This window comes from Agromyces sp. Y575 (assembly GCF_059445445.1).
In genome coordinates this window covers 598,298-612,126 of the sequence record NZ_JCAIUI010000002.1, presented here as the reverse complement: position 1 = coordinate 612,126, position 13,829 = coordinate 598,298, and the positions used below count along the sequence as shown (strand labels likewise).

Sequence of the window (13,829 nt, the reverse complement as noted above, 5' to 3'; positions counted from 1 at the left end):
TTGCGCATTGGCACTGGGGCCTACGCCGTACGCGGCAGGGTTCCGATCTCGACGCCCGACTCGTCGAAGAAGGTCATCGTGTCGCCGTCCACCGTCGCGGTCGCGTTCGTGTTCAGCCACTGATCGACCCCCTCGCAGGCCATGAGCGTCTGCGCACCGCCGGTGAACTCGATCGTGTCTCCGGTCATGACCCAGGTGGCACCGGCGAACGAGTTGCAGCCGTCGTTGCCGCTCGCCGAGCCGTCGGCGGCGATGATGATGAACGGCTGGCCGAGCGCGCCATCAGCGGACTCCGTGCCCCAGGTGCCCACGAACGCAGCCTGGTCGACGCCGGCAGGGTCGACCGAGGCTTCAGGGGTCGGCTCGTCGTGGCTCGATCGTTCGAGGGTGCCGATCTCGGCGCCGTCTGCATCGAGAACGGTGAGCGTCTCGCCCGAGATCGTGCCGGTCGCGAGAGCTGAGAGCCAGGTGTCGACGCCTTCGCACAGCATGCGCGTCGAGGCGACGTCGGTGAAGGTGATCGTGTCGTCGTCGGCGCTCCAGCTGCCGATGAGGCGGTTGCAACCGTCGGTGCCGGTCAGCTTGCCGTCGCCGGCGAGGACGAGCGACGGTTCCGTGGTCGAGGTGGCGTCGCCCCACGTGCCTTCGGGATCGGTGGGTGACCCCGTGCCGGCATTGCCGGCGCAGGCGGTCAGTGCCGCTGCCGCGAGCAGGATCGTTCCGGACAGTGCCCAACGCTGCATCGTTCGTGACATGGCCACAGCGTATCGAGGGTGCTCTTCAGCGTGCTGCAGGCGTCGCCGTTGCGCGCGCAGCGCGCGCGAGCGCATCGCGGCAGGCAACGACCGCGGGCCGGGCGGCGGCGGCGTGCCGGGTCGAGGTGAAGACCTCGCGTTCGGGATGCCCCGGCAGGTCGATGAGCGTCACGCTCGGCGTCTCCCCGGCCCACACGAGGTCGGGGAGCAGGCCCACCGCAATGCCCGAGCGGATCAGCCGGATGTGCGCCATCAGGTCGGCCGTCTCGAAGCGCACGTCGGGTTCGAACCCGGCCTCGCGGCAGAGCTGCTCGGCCCAGTCGCGCGACGCCGTGCCCACGGGTTCGAGCACCCAGGGCATGTCGGATGCCGCGGCGAGCGCCGATGGCGCCCCCATCTCCCGTCCCTCCCGTTCCCCTCGCCCTCCACGGCGCCGAGAGTGCGCGTCGTGTCCCTTCGGCCCGTCGTTTCCAACGTTTCGCGCCCTCTCGATGATCGTGGTCGCCGCAGCGGTGGCGGCGGCCGCAGTGGTGGGGCGGGCACGTCGCGACGACGGTTGCGGCGGCAACGCCAAGCGGATCGTGTCGGCGACGAGGTGCACGCGGTCGAGCTCCTCGCGGTGCACGCGGGTGTGCCCTGGGTACTGCTCGGCGATGACGAGGTCGAAATCGCGGGCCGACACTTCGAAGAGGCCGACGTCGGGCTCGCGTTCGGTGACCTCGACCCGAAGCGCGGGATGTTCGGCGCGCAGGAGGGTGAGGGCTTGCGGCACCACGGCGTGCGCGGCCGACTGGAACACGGCGATCCGCACCGTGCCGCCGACGGCGGTGAGCGAGCGGGCGACATCCGATTCGGCCTCTTCGAGTCGGTCGAGCACGGCGCGCGCGTGGCCGACGAGCACTTCGGCCTGAGGGGTCAGCTGCACGCGTCGACCGACCTGCACGAGCAACTGCACGCCCGCCTCGCGTTCGAGCTGACTGAGTTGTTGCGACACGGAAGACGGGCTGTACGAGAGGGCGTCGGCGACCGCCGAGAGGGTGCCGCGGTCGGCGAGCTCCACGAGTAGTCGTAGGCGCCGCACGTCGAGCATGGGTTCTTCCCTCCCGCTCCCCGAGCTTTCCGTTGCCTGAGCTCTTCGTTCCCTGAGTTTTTCGTTCCCTGAGCTCGTCGAAGGGAACTCATCGATGGTGCGTCGGTTCGCTTCGACAGGCGCACCGAACCTATCGGTTCTACTGAACAGTATCGTTCAGATTCATTCGCTTTACCGAACGGATGCCTCGGCGCATACTGAACCCGACAGGCGCGCGACCCCGGCGCGCCCGCCCTTCGACCCGCTCAGGATCCAGAAAAGGACACTACCCTCGTGACCATGTCGAACGCCGCAACAGACGCACGGCCGAGCACCGATCACGTCGTCGCAGTCGTGCGCCGCTGGCTCGCCGAGAGCGCCGAGCACCCCGTCGATCCTGCCGCCGAGCGCCTCGCCGGCGTGCTGAAGGATCCCCGCGGCCTCGACTTCACCGTCGGCTTCGTCGACGGCGTCATGCGGCCCGAAGATCTCGGCGTCGCCGGCCGCAACCTCGAGCAGGTCGCGAAGCTCACGCCGAAGTTCCTGCCGTGGTACCTCAAGGCCGCGATCCGTGTCGGCGGCATCGTCGCCCCCGTGCTGCCCTGGATCGTCATCCCGATCGCGCGCCGGGTGCTGCGTGCCATGGTCGGCCACCTCGTGCTCGACGCGACTCCCGACAAGCTCGGCCCGGCCATCGCGACGCTGCGCGAGTCGGGCAACGGCCTGAACCTCAACCTCCTCGGCGAGGCCGTGCTCGGTGAAGAGGAGGCCGATCGGCGCCTCGCCGGCACCTTCGAGTTCCTCGCGCGCGACGATGTCGACTACGTGTCGATCAAGGTCTCGAGTGTCGTCAGCCAGCTCTCGATGTGGTCGTTCGACGAGGCCGTCGCGAAGGTCGTCGCGAAGCTCACCCCCCTCTACGAGCTCGCCGCGAAAGCTTCGACCGGCTCGGTTTCGGCGGGCTCAACAGGCAGAAGGAAGTTCATCAACCTCGACATGGAGGAGTACCGCGACCTCGACCTGACGATCGCGGTCTTCACGACCCTGCTCGACCAGCCGCAGCTGCGAGGCCTCGAGGCCGGCATCGTGCTGCAGACCTACCTGCCCGACGCGCTCGGCGCGATGCAGGAACTGACCGCGTGGGCGAAGCACCGCCGCGCTGCGGGCGGCGCTCCCATCAAGGTGCGCGTCGTGAAGGGCGCGAATCTCGCGATGGAGCACGTCGACGCCGCCGTGCACGGCTGGCCTGTCGCCACCTACAGCACGAAGCAGGACTCCGACACCAACTACAAGCGCGTGCTCGACTGGTCGATGACGCCCGAGCGCACCGACGCCGTGAAGCTCGGCGTCGCCGGCCACAACCTCTTCGACGTCGCCCACGCCTGGCTCACCGCCCGCGAGCGCGGCGTCGACTCGCGCGTCGACTTCGAGATGCTCCTCGGCATGGCGACCGGACAGGCCGAGGCCGTTCGACGCGACGTCGGCAACCTGCTGCTCTACACACCCGTCGTGAACCCGAGCGAGTTCGACGTCGCGATCGCCTACCTGATCCGCCGGCTCGATGAGAATGCGAGCCAGGACAACTTCATGTCGGCCGTCTTCGAACTCGCCGGCGACCACCGGCTCTTCGAACGAGAGCAGGCGCGCTACCTCGCCTCGCTTGCGGCGCTCGAGACCGCGGTCGCCACCGCACCCGCCCCGAACCGCATCCAGAATCGGCGCACTGAGTGGACCGACGAGACCCTCGCCGCAGCGATGACCGTTCCCGATGCCCCGGCTCCGGGCACCGAGCACGAGCACGACCTGTCGCTCACGAGTGTCGTGCTCGGCATCACGCGCGGGTCCGACGGGGTGTTCCCTGAGCTTGTCGAAGGGAGCGACGGGCTCAGCGGGTTCGCTTCGACAAGCTCAGCGAACGGGTTCGCTTCGACAAGCTCAGCGAACGGGTTCGCTTCGACAGGCTCAGCGAGCGGGTTCGGGTCAGCGACCGGTCTGCCCGCCGGCCCCGGGGCCACGCCGGGCTTCCGCAACGAACCCGACACCGATCCGGCCCTCGCGCCGAACCGCGCGTGGGGCCGCCGCATCCTCGATCGGGTGCCCGTCTCCACGCTCGGAGTGAAGACGATCGCCGCAGGCCGTGTCGATGACGCCGCAACCCTCGAGCGGGTCATCCAGACCGTCGCCGCCCGCGGCCGCGCCTGGGGCGAGCTGCCCGGCGTCGAGCGCGCAGCGGTGCTGCACCGTGCAGGCTACGCGCTCGCCGCGAACCGCGACCGCCTCATCGAGATCATGGCCGCCGAGACGGGCAAGACCATCGCCGAGTCCGACCCCGAGATCAGCGAGGCGATCGACTTCGCGCACTACTACGCCGAGCGCGCCCGCGAGCTCGACCACGTGCAGGGCGCGATCTTCGTGCCGTCGCGCCTGACGGTCATCACGCCACCGTGGAACTTCCCGGTCGCGATCCCCGCGGGCGGCGTGCTCGCCGCGCTCGCCGCGGGCTCCGGCGTCATCATCAAACCTGCGAAGCTCGCGCAGCGCTCTGGTGCGGTCATGGTCGAGGCGCTGTGGGAGGCCGGCATCCCGCGGGAGCTGCTCACCCTCGTCGACATCGGCGAGCGGGAGCTCGGCAAGGCGCTCATCTCCCACGCGGCCGTCGACCGGGTCATCCTCACGGGAGCGTACGAGACGGCGCAGTTGTTCCGGTCGTTCCGCGCCGATCTGCCGCTGCTCGCCGAGACGAGCGGCAAGAACGCGATCATCGTGACGCCGTCGGCCGACCTCGACCTCGCGGCATCCGATGTCGTGAAGAGCGCCTTCGGACATGCGGGCCAGAAGTGCTCGGCCGCCTCGCTCGTGATCCTCGTCGGCTCGGTCGCGAAGTCCGAACGATTCCGCCGTCAGCTCGTCGACGCGACGAAGTCGCTGCGCGTCGGGTGGCCCGAGCAGGCGACGAGCCAGATGGGCCCCATCGTCGAGCCCGCGAACGGCAAGCTGCTCCACGCGCTCACCCAGCTCGGCATCGGCGAAGAGTGGCTCGTCGAGCCGGAGCAGCTCGACGCCACCGGGCGCCTCTGGTCGCCCGGCATCCGCACGGGCGTTGCCGGCGGCTCCTACTTCCACCTCACCGAGTTCTTCGGCCCCGTGCTCGGCATCATGCACGCGAAGGACCTCGACGAGGCGATCCGCCTGCAGAATGCCGTCGACTACGGCCTGACCGCCGGCCTGCAATCGCTCGACCCGAGCGAGCTCGCAACCTGGTTCGACCGGGTCGAGGCGGGCAACCTCTACGTCAACCGCGGCATCACCGGTGCGATCGTCGAGCGCCAGCCGTTCGGCGGCTGGAAGCGGTCGGCGGTCGGTGCCGGGGCGAAGGCCGGGGGACCGAACTACCTGTTCGGCCTCGGCGAGTGGCTGCCGCAGCACGGCACGTCATCGAGCACGCTGCACCTGCGGGGGCTCGAGAAGCGCGTCGCCGAGCTCATCGAAGCATCGCAGTCGGCGCTCGACTACGACGCGTTCGATCTGCTGCGGCGCTCGGCGCTCTCCGACGAGCTCGCGTGGGCCGAGGAGTACGGCATCGTGAAGGATGTCTCGGGCGTCGGCGTCGAGCGCAACCTCTTCCGCTATCGGCCGCTGCCCGTGACGATCCGCGTCGGCGAGCAGGCGACGCTCGCCGAGGGGCTCCGCGTCATCGCCTCGGGCCTGCTCGCGAACTCGAAGCTCTCGGTGTCGACCGCGGCCGAGCTGCCGAAGGGCGTGCGCACCCTGCTCGCGGCGCGCGAGGTGAAGATCGTGCGCGAGAGCGACGCGTCCTGGCTCGGGCGGGCGGCGAAGCGCGGCATCACGACCCCCCGCGTGCGACTCGTCGGCGGCGGGGCATCCGCTCTCGCCGAAGCGCTCGGTGGCACTCCGGATGTCGCGGTGTGGGCACATCCCGTGACCCCCTCGGGTCGCGTCGAACTGCTGCCGTTCCTGCACGAGCAGGCGATCTCGATCACGAACCACCGGTTCGGCAACCCGACGACCCTTTCGCAGGGCGTGATCTGAGCTCGGCCGGCATGACCCCGAAGCAACTCTTTTCAGGAGTTCTTCGGCCGCCGGTGGCTGAAACGCCCGAAATCTCCTGAAAAGGGGTTGTTTCGGCGGGGGTGTTCCTGAGAAAGGAATTCCCCGGCACGGCGGTCGCCGGGCACGCTCGCGGTGATGAGCATCCTGCTCGGGTTGGTGACGCATGCCGCGGTGCTGTGGATGCTCCCCGAAGAGACGCCGGGCCGTCTCACGATCGTGGCGGGGCTCGTCGCGGGCTCGTGTGGTCGCTCGCTGTCGACGCCCACAACGCCCAGTTGCGCCGGGCGGGGCGCGAGTGGGTCGTGGCCGGAGATGACGTTCGGCGGGAGCGTGGCCTCGCAGCCCCGTTCCACGCCGCAATGGCCGACGGTTCGAGTCGCGCGATCTTGTACGGCGCATTCACCGGACTCGTCGTCGCGTTGTCGGGGGTGCTCGGCGGCATCGTGGCGTTCAGCGAAGAACCCGACCTCGTCGTCGCAACGGTCGTGGCGCTCGTCGTCGGGCTCGCGATCGGTGCGCTCTCGATCTGGGGCTGGATCGTCGCGCGCGGACGCAAGGTCGCGGCTGCACGCGAGTTCGTCGAGCTCGCCGCGCTCCGCGCCGACCCGCCTGTGCTCGTGGCAGACCCGGCCTGACGAGCGCGCTCGGCGCTCAGGCGCGTGGAGCGGATGCGGCGTCGCGGCCGCGATTGCGGCGACGGATGCGTCGTGGCGCGCGTCCGCCGACGAACGAACGTGCCGAGTCGACGACGAAGCCCTGCCGCAGTGCTTCGCGGCCGATGAGCATGCGGAAGCCCATCTCATCGCGATTGGTGAGCGTCACCTCGGTGGTGATGGTTCGATCGAGGAGCACCACGTCCATGAGCACGACGATGCGCTCTTCGGTGTGACCCGACGAGCTTCGCACCGAGCGTCGGTCGTGCACCGGGCACTCCACGACGACGGCGTCTGCATCGGTGTTCTGCCACGGATGCACCCCGAACCGCACGATCGCCGTCTCGCCGCGTCGAACCTCTTCGACGTCGAAGGCGTGCAGCGAAGAGGTGCGCGCACCCGTGTCGAGCTTCGCCTTGATCCACGGCACTTCGGCGCCCGGCAGGCGCACCCATTCGCGCCATCCCGCGATGGTGTTTGAATAGACGGGCCCTCCCACCCGAACATCTTCGCAGGGGTACACGATGAAACTGGCGATCCTCTCGCGCGCCCCGCAGGCGTACTCGACCCAGCGCCTCCGCACGGCCGCGCAGCAGCGTGGGCACGAGGTCAAGGTGCTCGACACACTGCGGTTCGCGATCGACCTCGCGGGGCCCGAACCCGACCTGCAGTACCGCGGGCGGCGCCTCTCTTACTACGACGCCGTGCTGCCGCGCATCGGCAACTCGGTCACGTACTTCGGCACCGCGGTGGTGCGCCAGTTCGAGCAGATGGACGTCTACACGCCGAACACGGCCAACGGCATCACGAACTCGCGTGACAAGCTTCGGGCCAACCAGATCCTCTCCCGGCACAACATCGGCATGCCCGCGACGGCGTTCGTGCGTAACCGCGCCGACGTGCGCCCTGCGATCGAGCGGGTCGGCGGCGCGCCGGTCGTCATCAAGCTGCTCGAGGGCACGCAGGGCATCGGCGTCATCCTCGCCCCCGAAGTGAAGGTCGCCGAAGCGATCATCGAGACCCTGCACTCGACGAAGCAGAACGTGCTGATCCAGCGGTTCATCAAAGAGAGCCGGGGCCGCGACATCCGTGCCCTCGTCGTCGGCGACCGGGTGGTCGCGGCGATGCGACGCAGCGCGAGCGGCGACGAGTTCCGCTCGAACGTGCACCGCGGCGGCACCGTCGAAGCCGTCGAGCTGACGCCGGAGTATGAGCTGGCGGCCGTGCGTTCGGCCCAGATCATGGGCCTGCGGGTGGCGGGCGTCGACATGCTCGAGGGTGATGAGGGGCCGCTCGTGATGGAGGTCAACTCCTCGCCCGGCCTCGAGGGCATCGAGTCGGCCACGAAGCTCGACGTCGCCGGCGCTATCATCGACCACATCGCGAACCAGGTCGGATTTCCCGAGGTCGACGTGCGGCAACGCCTCACCGTCTCGACCGGCTACGGAGTCGCCGAGCTCGTCGTGCGCGGCGGCGCCGATCTCGTCGGCACCACCCTCGGCGATTCCGGACTCTGGGAGCGCGACATCACCGTGCTCACCCTGCACCGTGGCACGAACGTCATCCCGAACCCGCGCAAGGGCGTCGAGCTGCAGGCCGAAGACCGGCTGCTCTGCTTCGGCAAGCTCGAGGAGATGCGCTCGATGATCCCCGAGCGTCGTCGCCGCGGCGCGAAGGTGCGGAAGCTCCCGAAGCGGCCGATTCCCGAAGGGTGAGTCCTCGCGTTCAGCGGAATCTGGCGGGTCTGGCGGAATCGAATGGGCGCAGACGGATGCCTCGGTGTGCGGGCGGTGAGCACGCGCGGGTCGCGCTCAGTGCTGGAGGGCGGCGCGCACGATCGCCAGCGCATGCTCGGCATCGAGGCCGAGTTGCGCGATGCGATCGGCATACGCGGATGCCGCGAGCTGCGCCTGTTGCTCGGTCGGGTCTCCCGTCGCCGAGACGAACGAGCCGTTGCGACCGCGCGTCTCGATTACGCTGTCGCGCTCGAGCTCCCGATATGCGCGGGCCACGGTGTTCGCCGCGAGGCCGAGTTCGGTGGCGAGTGTGCGCACCGGCGGCAGCCGCATGCCGGCGACGAGAGTGCCGTCGCGCACACCGTCGATGACCGCTCGGCGCAATTGCTCGTATGGCGGAACGGATGACTCGGGATCGATTTCGAGCAGCATCAACGGTTCTCGAGGGTCGGCGTCGGTGATCCGTACGCGCGGGGCTGCGTCTCGGCGAATTGCGTGGGCCAGAGCCGCTTGAGGTAGTAGCGAGCCGGGCTGAGCGCGATCGAGATCGCGCCGACGACCAGCAGCGTGAGCAGCAATACATACGTGATGACGCTGCCGACGACCTGGCCGGTCGCCGCCGCGGACCCGGTCCACTCGGGCCAGGCGGTGATCGAGGCGAGGATGACAACCCCGCCTGCCATCAGGGGTACCGACACGATGTCCCGGAGCGTCTGCGCGCGGAGCGCATCGTCCCAGCGCAGCAACTCTTCGTTCACTGCCGGCTGCGGTCGCGAGACGAGTGCCGCGGAGGCCCACTCGGCCACGGCGAGCGCCGCGATCGCGGCGAGCGCGGTGGCGCCGGCGAGCAGTCGAGATTCGACAGGAGTCGGCAGGATGGAGACGGCGACAGCCATCAGACTGCCGACCGCCACGTGGAGGTGAGCCCCGACGCGCTCGATCGGAGCGACGTAGTCGGCAACCGAGGGGCGGGGGACTCGTGCAACTCTTGGGCCGTAGCGGCGAACCTCGGGCGGCGCGGGCAGGATCGAGATCGCCGTGCCGATTCCGCGCCCGGTGAGGACGAGACCGGCGAGCACGAGCCCGGCGACCGGCGAGAGGCCCGCCCCCCACTGGTCGTGCGTGGTCAGCACACCGCTCACGACGACGAGCGCTCCGACGGCCGTTCCGGCCACAGTGCCGACCGCGCCCCAGCGTGCACGGAACCGGAGTCGTTCGCCGACGGTGCGCTCGAGCTCGACGTCTCCGTCGAGTGGAAGCCCGACGGTTCGGGCGAATCGTCCGATCGCCGGTGGCCGCGACACCCACATCGGCGAGATCGCCGCCATCACCGCGACGAGCGCGAGAACGCTGAGCATGAACCATTCGGGCGAGTCGAGAGACATGCCGTCAATGTATTACTACAATCTGCATCCGTCAAGGTGCACGGTCGCGACGAGCCGCGTCACTCCCGATTGCGGTTGACCAATCGTGACAGCACGATCGCGCTGCGCGTGTGGTCGACGTTCGGGGCGATGCGCACTCGCTCGAGCGCGTCTTCGAGCGAGGTGATGTCGCGAGCGCGCATGTGCACGATCGCGTCGGCGCTGCCGGTGACGGTGCCCGCATAGACGATCTCGGGCACCCCCTGCAGAATGCGCTGCAGTTCGTCGGGCCCCACGGTGCCGCGGCAGAAGAGCTCGACGTACGCTTCGGTCGACATGCCGTCGACGGCGGGGTCGACCTGGATCGTGAACGAGCGGATGACTCCGTCGGCGACGAGCCGGTCGACTCGTCGCTTCACGGCCGACGCCGAGAGGCCCACTGACGACCCGATGTCGCCGTACCCAGCCCGGGAGTTCTGCCGGAGCAGGTCGAGGATGGCGCGATCGAGGTTGTCCATGCTCGGATTGTACGTCGATCCGTTGCGTTCTCCCAGCATCTGGCGCACTTTTCCTGCGCCTCGCGCGGATTCGCGCTCCAAGCTCGCGCAAGTGCTGCTGACCAAGCAGCGCAGCGGCATCCGTCGTGCGGGGCGCCGGTGCTACCGTCGAATCATGACCCCGCAGGAGCTGCAGAATTTCGCTCACCTGCGTCGTGCCCGCGATCTGATCGACCGCGAGTACGCGAAACCGCTCGATGTTCCGACCATGGCCGGCCGGGCGCTCATGTCGCCCGCGCACTTCTCGCGCCGGTTCCGCGCGGCATACGGTGAGACGCCGTACAGCTACCTGATGACCCGCAGGATCGAGCGGGCGATGGCGTTGCTGCGGGCGGGCGTGAGCGTCACCGACGCGTGCATGGCCGTCGGCTGCACCTCCCTCGGCTCGTTCAGTTCGCGGTTCACCGAGATCGTCGGCGAGACCCCGACGACGTACCGGAGCCAGGAGCACGACGCCGTCAAGGCCATGCCCGCCTGTGTCGCGAAAACGTACACGCGCCCGGTGCGGCACGCACCGAGCAGAAACGAAGAAGCGACCACGGCAGACGCAGCGTAATGTCACCGTCATGACCATCGCACTCCAGTACACGAACATCACCGTCAACGATGTCGACGAGTCGCTTCCCTTCTACCGGGACGCGCTCGGTCTCGATGTGCAGAACGACGTGGCCTCCGGCGAGTTCAGGTGGGTCACGCTCGGCAGCGACGCGCAGCCCGGCCTCGGCATCGTGCTCTCGGTGCCTCACGCCGGTCGCTCGGAGGCCGATGGTGACGCGATTCAGGAGCTCCTCGTCAAGGGCCAATTGCCGATGCTGGTGTTCCGCTCGGATGACGTCGATGCGACCTTCGAGACGCTGCGGGCATCCGGCGCCGAGGTGCTCCAGGAGCCCATCGACCAGGGGTGGGGTCCGCGCGACTGCGCGTTCCGCGACCCGTCGGGCAACACCGTGCGCATCTTGCAGGCGCCCGCGGCCTGACGGCTCAGGCGAAATCTCGCGACACGCTCGGTGAGAGCGCGATGTTCGGTCGTAGGCTTGCGGGATGCCTCTGAATTCCCCCGTGCGTCTCGCTGTGCAGGTGCAGCCGCAGCACGCCCAGTACACCGCCATCCGCGACACCGTGCTGCGCCTCGAAGACCTCGGCGTCGACATCGTCTTCAACTGGGATCACTTCTTCCCGCTCACGGGTGACCGCGATGGGCTGCACTTCGAGGCGTGGTCGATGCTCGGTGCGTGGGCCGAGCAGACCGAGCGCATCGAATTCGGTTCGCTCGTGAACTGCAACTCCTACCGGAACGCCGACCTGCAGGCGGACATGGCCCGCACCCTCGACCACATCAGTGCGAAGGGCGGCACGGGCCGGTTCATCTTCGGCACCGGTTCCGGCTGGTTCGAGCGCGACTTCGACGAATACGGTTACGAGTTCGGGTCTCGTGGTTCTCGGCTGAACGCACTCTCCGAGGCGATGCCGCGCATCGAGGCGCGCTGGGCGAAACTCAACCCGCCGCCGACCCGAGACATCCCGGTCATGATCGGAGGCAAGGGTGAGCAGAAGACGCTCCGCATCGTGGCGCAGCACGCCGACATCTGGCACTCGTTCGTCGCGCCCGAAGAATTGCCGCACAAGCTCGACGTGCTCGCCCGTTGGGGCGACGAGGTCGGGCGGGATGTCTCGGAGATCACCGTCTCGAACGAACTCGATCGATCGGGCGTCGACGTCGAGCACGCCGACGCTCTCTTCGCGGCGGGGGTCCGGCTCTTCACGCTCGGCATCACCGGCCCCGACTACGAGCTCGGCCCCGTGCGGCACTGGTTGGCCTGGCGCGACGCGAAGAACGGCTGAGGCTGCGTTAGCCGGCGAGCACCTGCATCGTCAGGGAGCCATCGGGGTGCCAGGTCACGTCGACGCTCGGAGTCGAGGTGCCGTAGAGGGACCCGCTGAGCCGGAGGCCGTCAGGAGGAAAGCGACCATCGGTTGTACACGTCCCCGCGCCGCCGTCGCTCCCGAACGGGACGAACAGGCAAAACTCCGAGTCGTCGCGTGCGCCGTAGACCGGTAGACCGTCGGCCCTGGTGGCGAGGAGCCGATACTCGAGTGGTCCATTGCCGTAGCTCATCAGCGCGCTCGTGCTCGGTGAATCGGCGGCGGTCGCGGGTCGCAGGAACACGTCTGCTGCGGGAGAGTCCGCGGCGACCGGCAGCGACTCGAGGAACTCGGCCTGCGTGCGCGGACCAAGGAACACCGTCGGGGTAGCGCCGGCTGCGGCCGCGTCGGATGCATCGCGCTCCCCGAGCTGCCACCCGGCCAGGAGGCCGATGACGAGCGCTGCGGTCCCGGCGATGACGGCTGTGCGATACCTGCGTTGTCGCGAGGGCCAACTGCGTGTGTCGATCGCGTCGGCCGCTGTGCCGGTTCCCTCATTGGTGTCGGATGCCGCGTCGGCGGCTTGAACCGGTGACGGGACGGATTCGGTGATTTCCGCCGAGGCCGAACGCAGGGCGTCGAGCTCACGGGCGGCATTCGCCCGTTCCTCGTCACTCGCCCCGGCACCGTACGCGAGCTGTTGCAGCCTGGCGATCTGCTCATCGTGCTCACGGGTGTTCACGGCGCACCTTCCACCACATCGTCGGTGACGGGCATCACGCGCAGCGGGGCCGCCGTGCCGATCTCGACAGCGCCGTCGGGATGCCAGCGCACGGTGACCGGTTCGGGTGCGCCTGCGTAGCCGATGACGACAGCGAGTCCGTCGTTGCTCATCGAGCCGTAGGTGGTGCAAGCGGCACCGGTGCCGGTCGCAGCGGGAGCCACCGAGACGAGGCAGATGTCCCCGCCTCGCCTCGCCCCGTACACCGTGAGCCCATCGGATCGGGTGAGCAGCAGCCGCAGGCTCGTCGGATCGAGCTCGTGCCCCGCCACCCAGTCGGCGTCCGTTGCGTCGGCCTCCGTCGGCTCTCGGTCGAGCGCTGCCGGCAATTGCGTGTCGCCGACGGGAATCGTCGTCTCGGCCATTGGCCCACCGGTGGGCATGCCTGTCGGCGGAGCTTGACTCGACAGCGTCACCGATGCCAGGTCCGACGTCGCGCGGCCGCCGAGCTGCCACCCGGCCATGAGCCCGATGGCGAGCGCAGCGACGCCAGCGACGCCCACCCAGCGGAGACCGCGGGCATCAGCGCCCCACCACGGAGCCGCCGTCGTCGAAGTCGCATCGTCGACGAGCGTCGGCGTCGGCGGCTCCGGAGCGGGCGCGATCGGTCCCCCAGCCGACTCGGCGTCCGTTCCCGCGGGCACCAGGGCGTGGAGTTCGGCGGTCGCCGCCGAACGCTCTTCCTGGGTCGAGTCGGCGTCGTAGACGAGCCGTTGCAGCCGCGCGACGTGCTGGGCGTGGGTGTCATCGACGAGGGAAGCCCGGTCGGCATCGAGGCGGGAATCGCCTTCGGAGTCGTGGTCGGGTTCCACCATGCCGGCCTCCGTCGCTGCGCCGGCGGAACCGCTGTCGAACAGCACGGGCCGGATCGGTCTCCAGAATGCCGCAGTGACCGACCGTCGGCAAACCGGCCCGAGACGCGTGAGTGGAGACATCCGGCCCCCAGTCTCTGCGCGGCGTCGACGTCGAGCACGCCGACG

The 13,829-nt window shown here is 69.2% G+C and carries 14 protein-coding genes; 6 read left to right on the top strand and 8 right to left on the bottom strand.

Translation table 11 applies throughout. The features are described 5' to 3' along the window. Nucleotides 1-20 precede the first annotated feature (20 nt). Nucleotides 21-755: an META domain-containing protein gene (locus AC1C2U_RS08910; protein WP_495361382.1), complete on the bottom strand. Its 735-nt coding sequence runs from the start codon at nucleotides 753-755 to the stop codon at nucleotides 21-23. Between the two features lie 25 nt (nucleotides 756-780). Beyond that, nucleotides 781-1,845 carry a LysR family transcriptional regulator gene (locus AC1C2U_RS08905; protein ID WP_495361381.1) on the bottom strand — a complete coding sequence of 355 codons (1,065 nt, stop codon included), beginning with the start codon at nucleotides 1,843-1,845 and terminating at the stop codon, nucleotides 781-783. 279 nt (nucleotides 1,846-2,124) lie between these two features. On the opposite strand from AC1C2U_RS08905, the gene AC1C2U_RS08900 reads away from it, so the two are divergent. Further along, nucleotides 2,125-5,874: a proline dehydrogenase family protein gene (locus tag AC1C2U_RS08900; protein ID WP_495361967.1), complete on the top strand. Its 3,750-nt coding sequence runs from the start codon at nucleotides 2,125-2,127 to the stop codon at nucleotides 5,872-5,874. A gap of 260 nt (nucleotides 5,875-6,134) precedes the next feature. Beyond that, the gene (locus AC1C2U_RS08895) at nucleotides 6,135-6,530 is read left to right on the top strand and encodes a hypothetical protein (protein WP_495361380.1); all 396 of its coding nucleotides are present in this window, start codon (nucleotides 6,135-6,137) and stop codon (nucleotides 6,528-6,530) included. A gap of 16 nt (nucleotides 6,531-6,546) precedes the next feature. Here AC1C2U_RS08895 and AC1C2U_RS08890 read toward each other — a convergent pair whose 3' ends face one another. Then, nucleotides 6,547-7,047, bottom strand: a complete 501-nt coding sequence (locus AC1C2U_RS08890) for an ATP-dependent zinc protease family protein (protein WP_495361379.1) — start codon at nucleotides 7,045-7,047, stop codon at nucleotides 6,547-6,549. Nucleotides 7,048-7,072: 25 nt separating this feature from the next. Here AC1C2U_RS08890 and AC1C2U_RS08885 point away from each other — a divergent pair, with 25 nt between their 5' ends. Continuing rightward, nucleotides 7,073-8,263: a RimK family alpha-L-glutamate ligase gene (locus AC1C2U_RS08885; protein ID WP_495361378.1), complete on the top strand. Its 1,191-nt coding sequence runs from the start codon at nucleotides 7,073-7,075 to the stop codon at nucleotides 8,261-8,263. Nucleotides 8,264-8,359: 96 nt separating this feature from the next. Here the strand turns inward: AC1C2U_RS08885 and AC1C2U_RS08880 are convergent, their stop codons facing one another. Genes AC1C2U_RS08880 through AC1C2U_RS08870 form a run of 3 tightly spaced genes read right to left on the bottom strand, consistent with a single transcriptional unit; the run spans nucleotide 8,360 to nucleotide 10,166 of the window. Then, entirely contained in the window at nucleotides 8,360-8,716 is a 357-nt protein-coding gene (locus AC1C2U_RS08880) for a GntR family transcriptional regulator (protein WP_495361377.1), read from the bottom strand. Then, nucleotides 8,716-9,669 (bottom strand): hypothetical protein, encoded by a 954-nt coding sequence (locus AC1C2U_RS08875; RefSeq protein WP_495361376.1) that lies wholly within the window; start codon nucleotides 9,667-9,669, stop codon nucleotides 8,716-8,718. The genes AC1C2U_RS08880 and AC1C2U_RS08875 overlap by 1 nt, the downstream gene beginning before the upstream one ends. Before the next feature lie 59 nt (nucleotides 9,670-9,728). Continuing rightward, entirely contained in the window at nucleotides 9,729-10,166 is a 438-nt protein-coding gene (locus AC1C2U_RS08870) for an Lrp/AsnC family transcriptional regulator (RefSeq protein ID WP_495361375.1), read from the bottom strand. A gap of 154 nt (nucleotides 10,167-10,320) precedes the next feature. On the opposite strand from AC1C2U_RS08870, the gene AC1C2U_RS08865 reads away from it, so the two are divergent. From AC1C2U_RS08865 to AC1C2U_RS08855, 3 genes are all read left to right on the top strand, one after another. Then, a complete protein-coding gene (locus tag AC1C2U_RS08865; RefSeq protein WP_495361374.1) occupies nucleotides 10,321-10,761 on the top strand; it encodes a helix-turn-helix transcriptional regulator in 441 nt (146 codons plus the stop codon). Between the two features lie 10 nt (nucleotides 10,762-10,771). Next, nucleotides 10,772-11,182, top strand: a complete 411-nt coding sequence (locus AC1C2U_RS08860) for a VOC family protein (protein WP_495361373.1) — start codon at nucleotides 10,772-10,774, stop codon at nucleotides 11,180-11,182. A 64-nt stretch (nucleotides 11,183-11,246) separates the two neighbouring features. Beyond that, nucleotides 11,247-12,047: an LLM class F420-dependent oxidoreductase gene (locus tag AC1C2U_RS08855; protein WP_495361372.1), complete on the top strand. Its 801-nt coding sequence runs from the start codon at nucleotides 11,247-11,249 to the stop codon at nucleotides 12,045-12,047. A 7-nt stretch (nucleotides 12,048-12,054) separates the two neighbouring features. On the opposite strand, the gene AC1C2U_RS08850 is transcribed toward AC1C2U_RS08855, so the two are convergent. After that, the gene (locus AC1C2U_RS08850) at nucleotides 12,055-12,810 is read right to left on the bottom strand and encodes a hypothetical protein (RefSeq protein WP_495361371.1); all 756 of its coding nucleotides are present in this window, start codon (nucleotides 12,808-12,810) and stop codon (nucleotides 12,055-12,057) included. After that, nucleotides 12,807-13,664: a hypothetical protein gene (locus AC1C2U_RS08845; RefSeq protein WP_495361370.1), complete on the bottom strand. Its 858-nt coding sequence runs from the start codon at nucleotides 13,662-13,664 to the stop codon at nucleotides 12,807-12,809. The genes AC1C2U_RS08850 and AC1C2U_RS08845 overlap by 4 nt, the downstream gene beginning before the upstream one ends. Between the last annotated feature and the right edge of the window lie 165 nt (nucleotides 13,665-13,829).

Coding starts and splice junctions, on each gene's coding strand:
- AC1C2U_RS08845 (WP_495361370.1), bottom strand. CDS start 13,664: ATGGTGGAACCCGACCACGACTCCGAAGGCGATTCCCGCCTCGATGCC.
- AC1C2U_RS08860 (WP_495361373.1), top strand. CDS start 10,772: ATGACCATCGCACTCCAGTACACGAACATCACCGTCAACGATGTCGAC.
- AC1C2U_RS08880 (WP_495361377.1), bottom strand. CDS start 8,716: ATGCTGCTCGAAATCGATCCCGAGTCATCCGTTCCGCCATACGAGCAA.
- AC1C2U_RS08905 (WP_495361381.1), bottom strand. CDS start 1,845: ATGCTCGACGTGCGGCGCCTACGACTACTCGTGGAGCTCGCCGACCGC.
- AC1C2U_RS08865 (WP_495361374.1), top strand. CDS start 10,321: ATGACCCCGCAGGAGCTGCAGAATTTCGCTCACCTGCGTCGTGCCCGC.
- AC1C2U_RS08855 (WP_495361372.1), top strand. CDS start 11,247: ATGCCTCTGAATTCCCCCGTGCGTCTCGCTGTGCAGGTGCAGCCGCAG.
- AC1C2U_RS08875 (WP_495361376.1), bottom strand. CDS start 9,669: ATGTCTCTCGACTCGCCCGAATGGTTCATGCTCAGCGTTCTCGCGCTC.
- AC1C2U_RS08910 (WP_495361382.1), bottom strand. CDS start 755: ATGTCACGAACGATGCAGCGTTGGGCACTGTCCGGAACGATCCTGCTC.
- AC1C2U_RS08870 (WP_495361375.1), bottom strand. CDS start 10,166: ATGGACAACCTCGATCGCGCCATCCTCGACCTGCTCCGGCAGAACTCC.
- AC1C2U_RS08900 (WP_495361967.1), top strand. CDS start 2,125: ATGTCGAACGCCGCAACAGACGCACGGCCGAGCACCGATCACGTCGTC.
- AC1C2U_RS08885 (WP_495361378.1), top strand. CDS start 7,073: ATGAAACTGGCGATCCTCTCGCGCGCCCCGCAGGCGTACTCGACCCAG.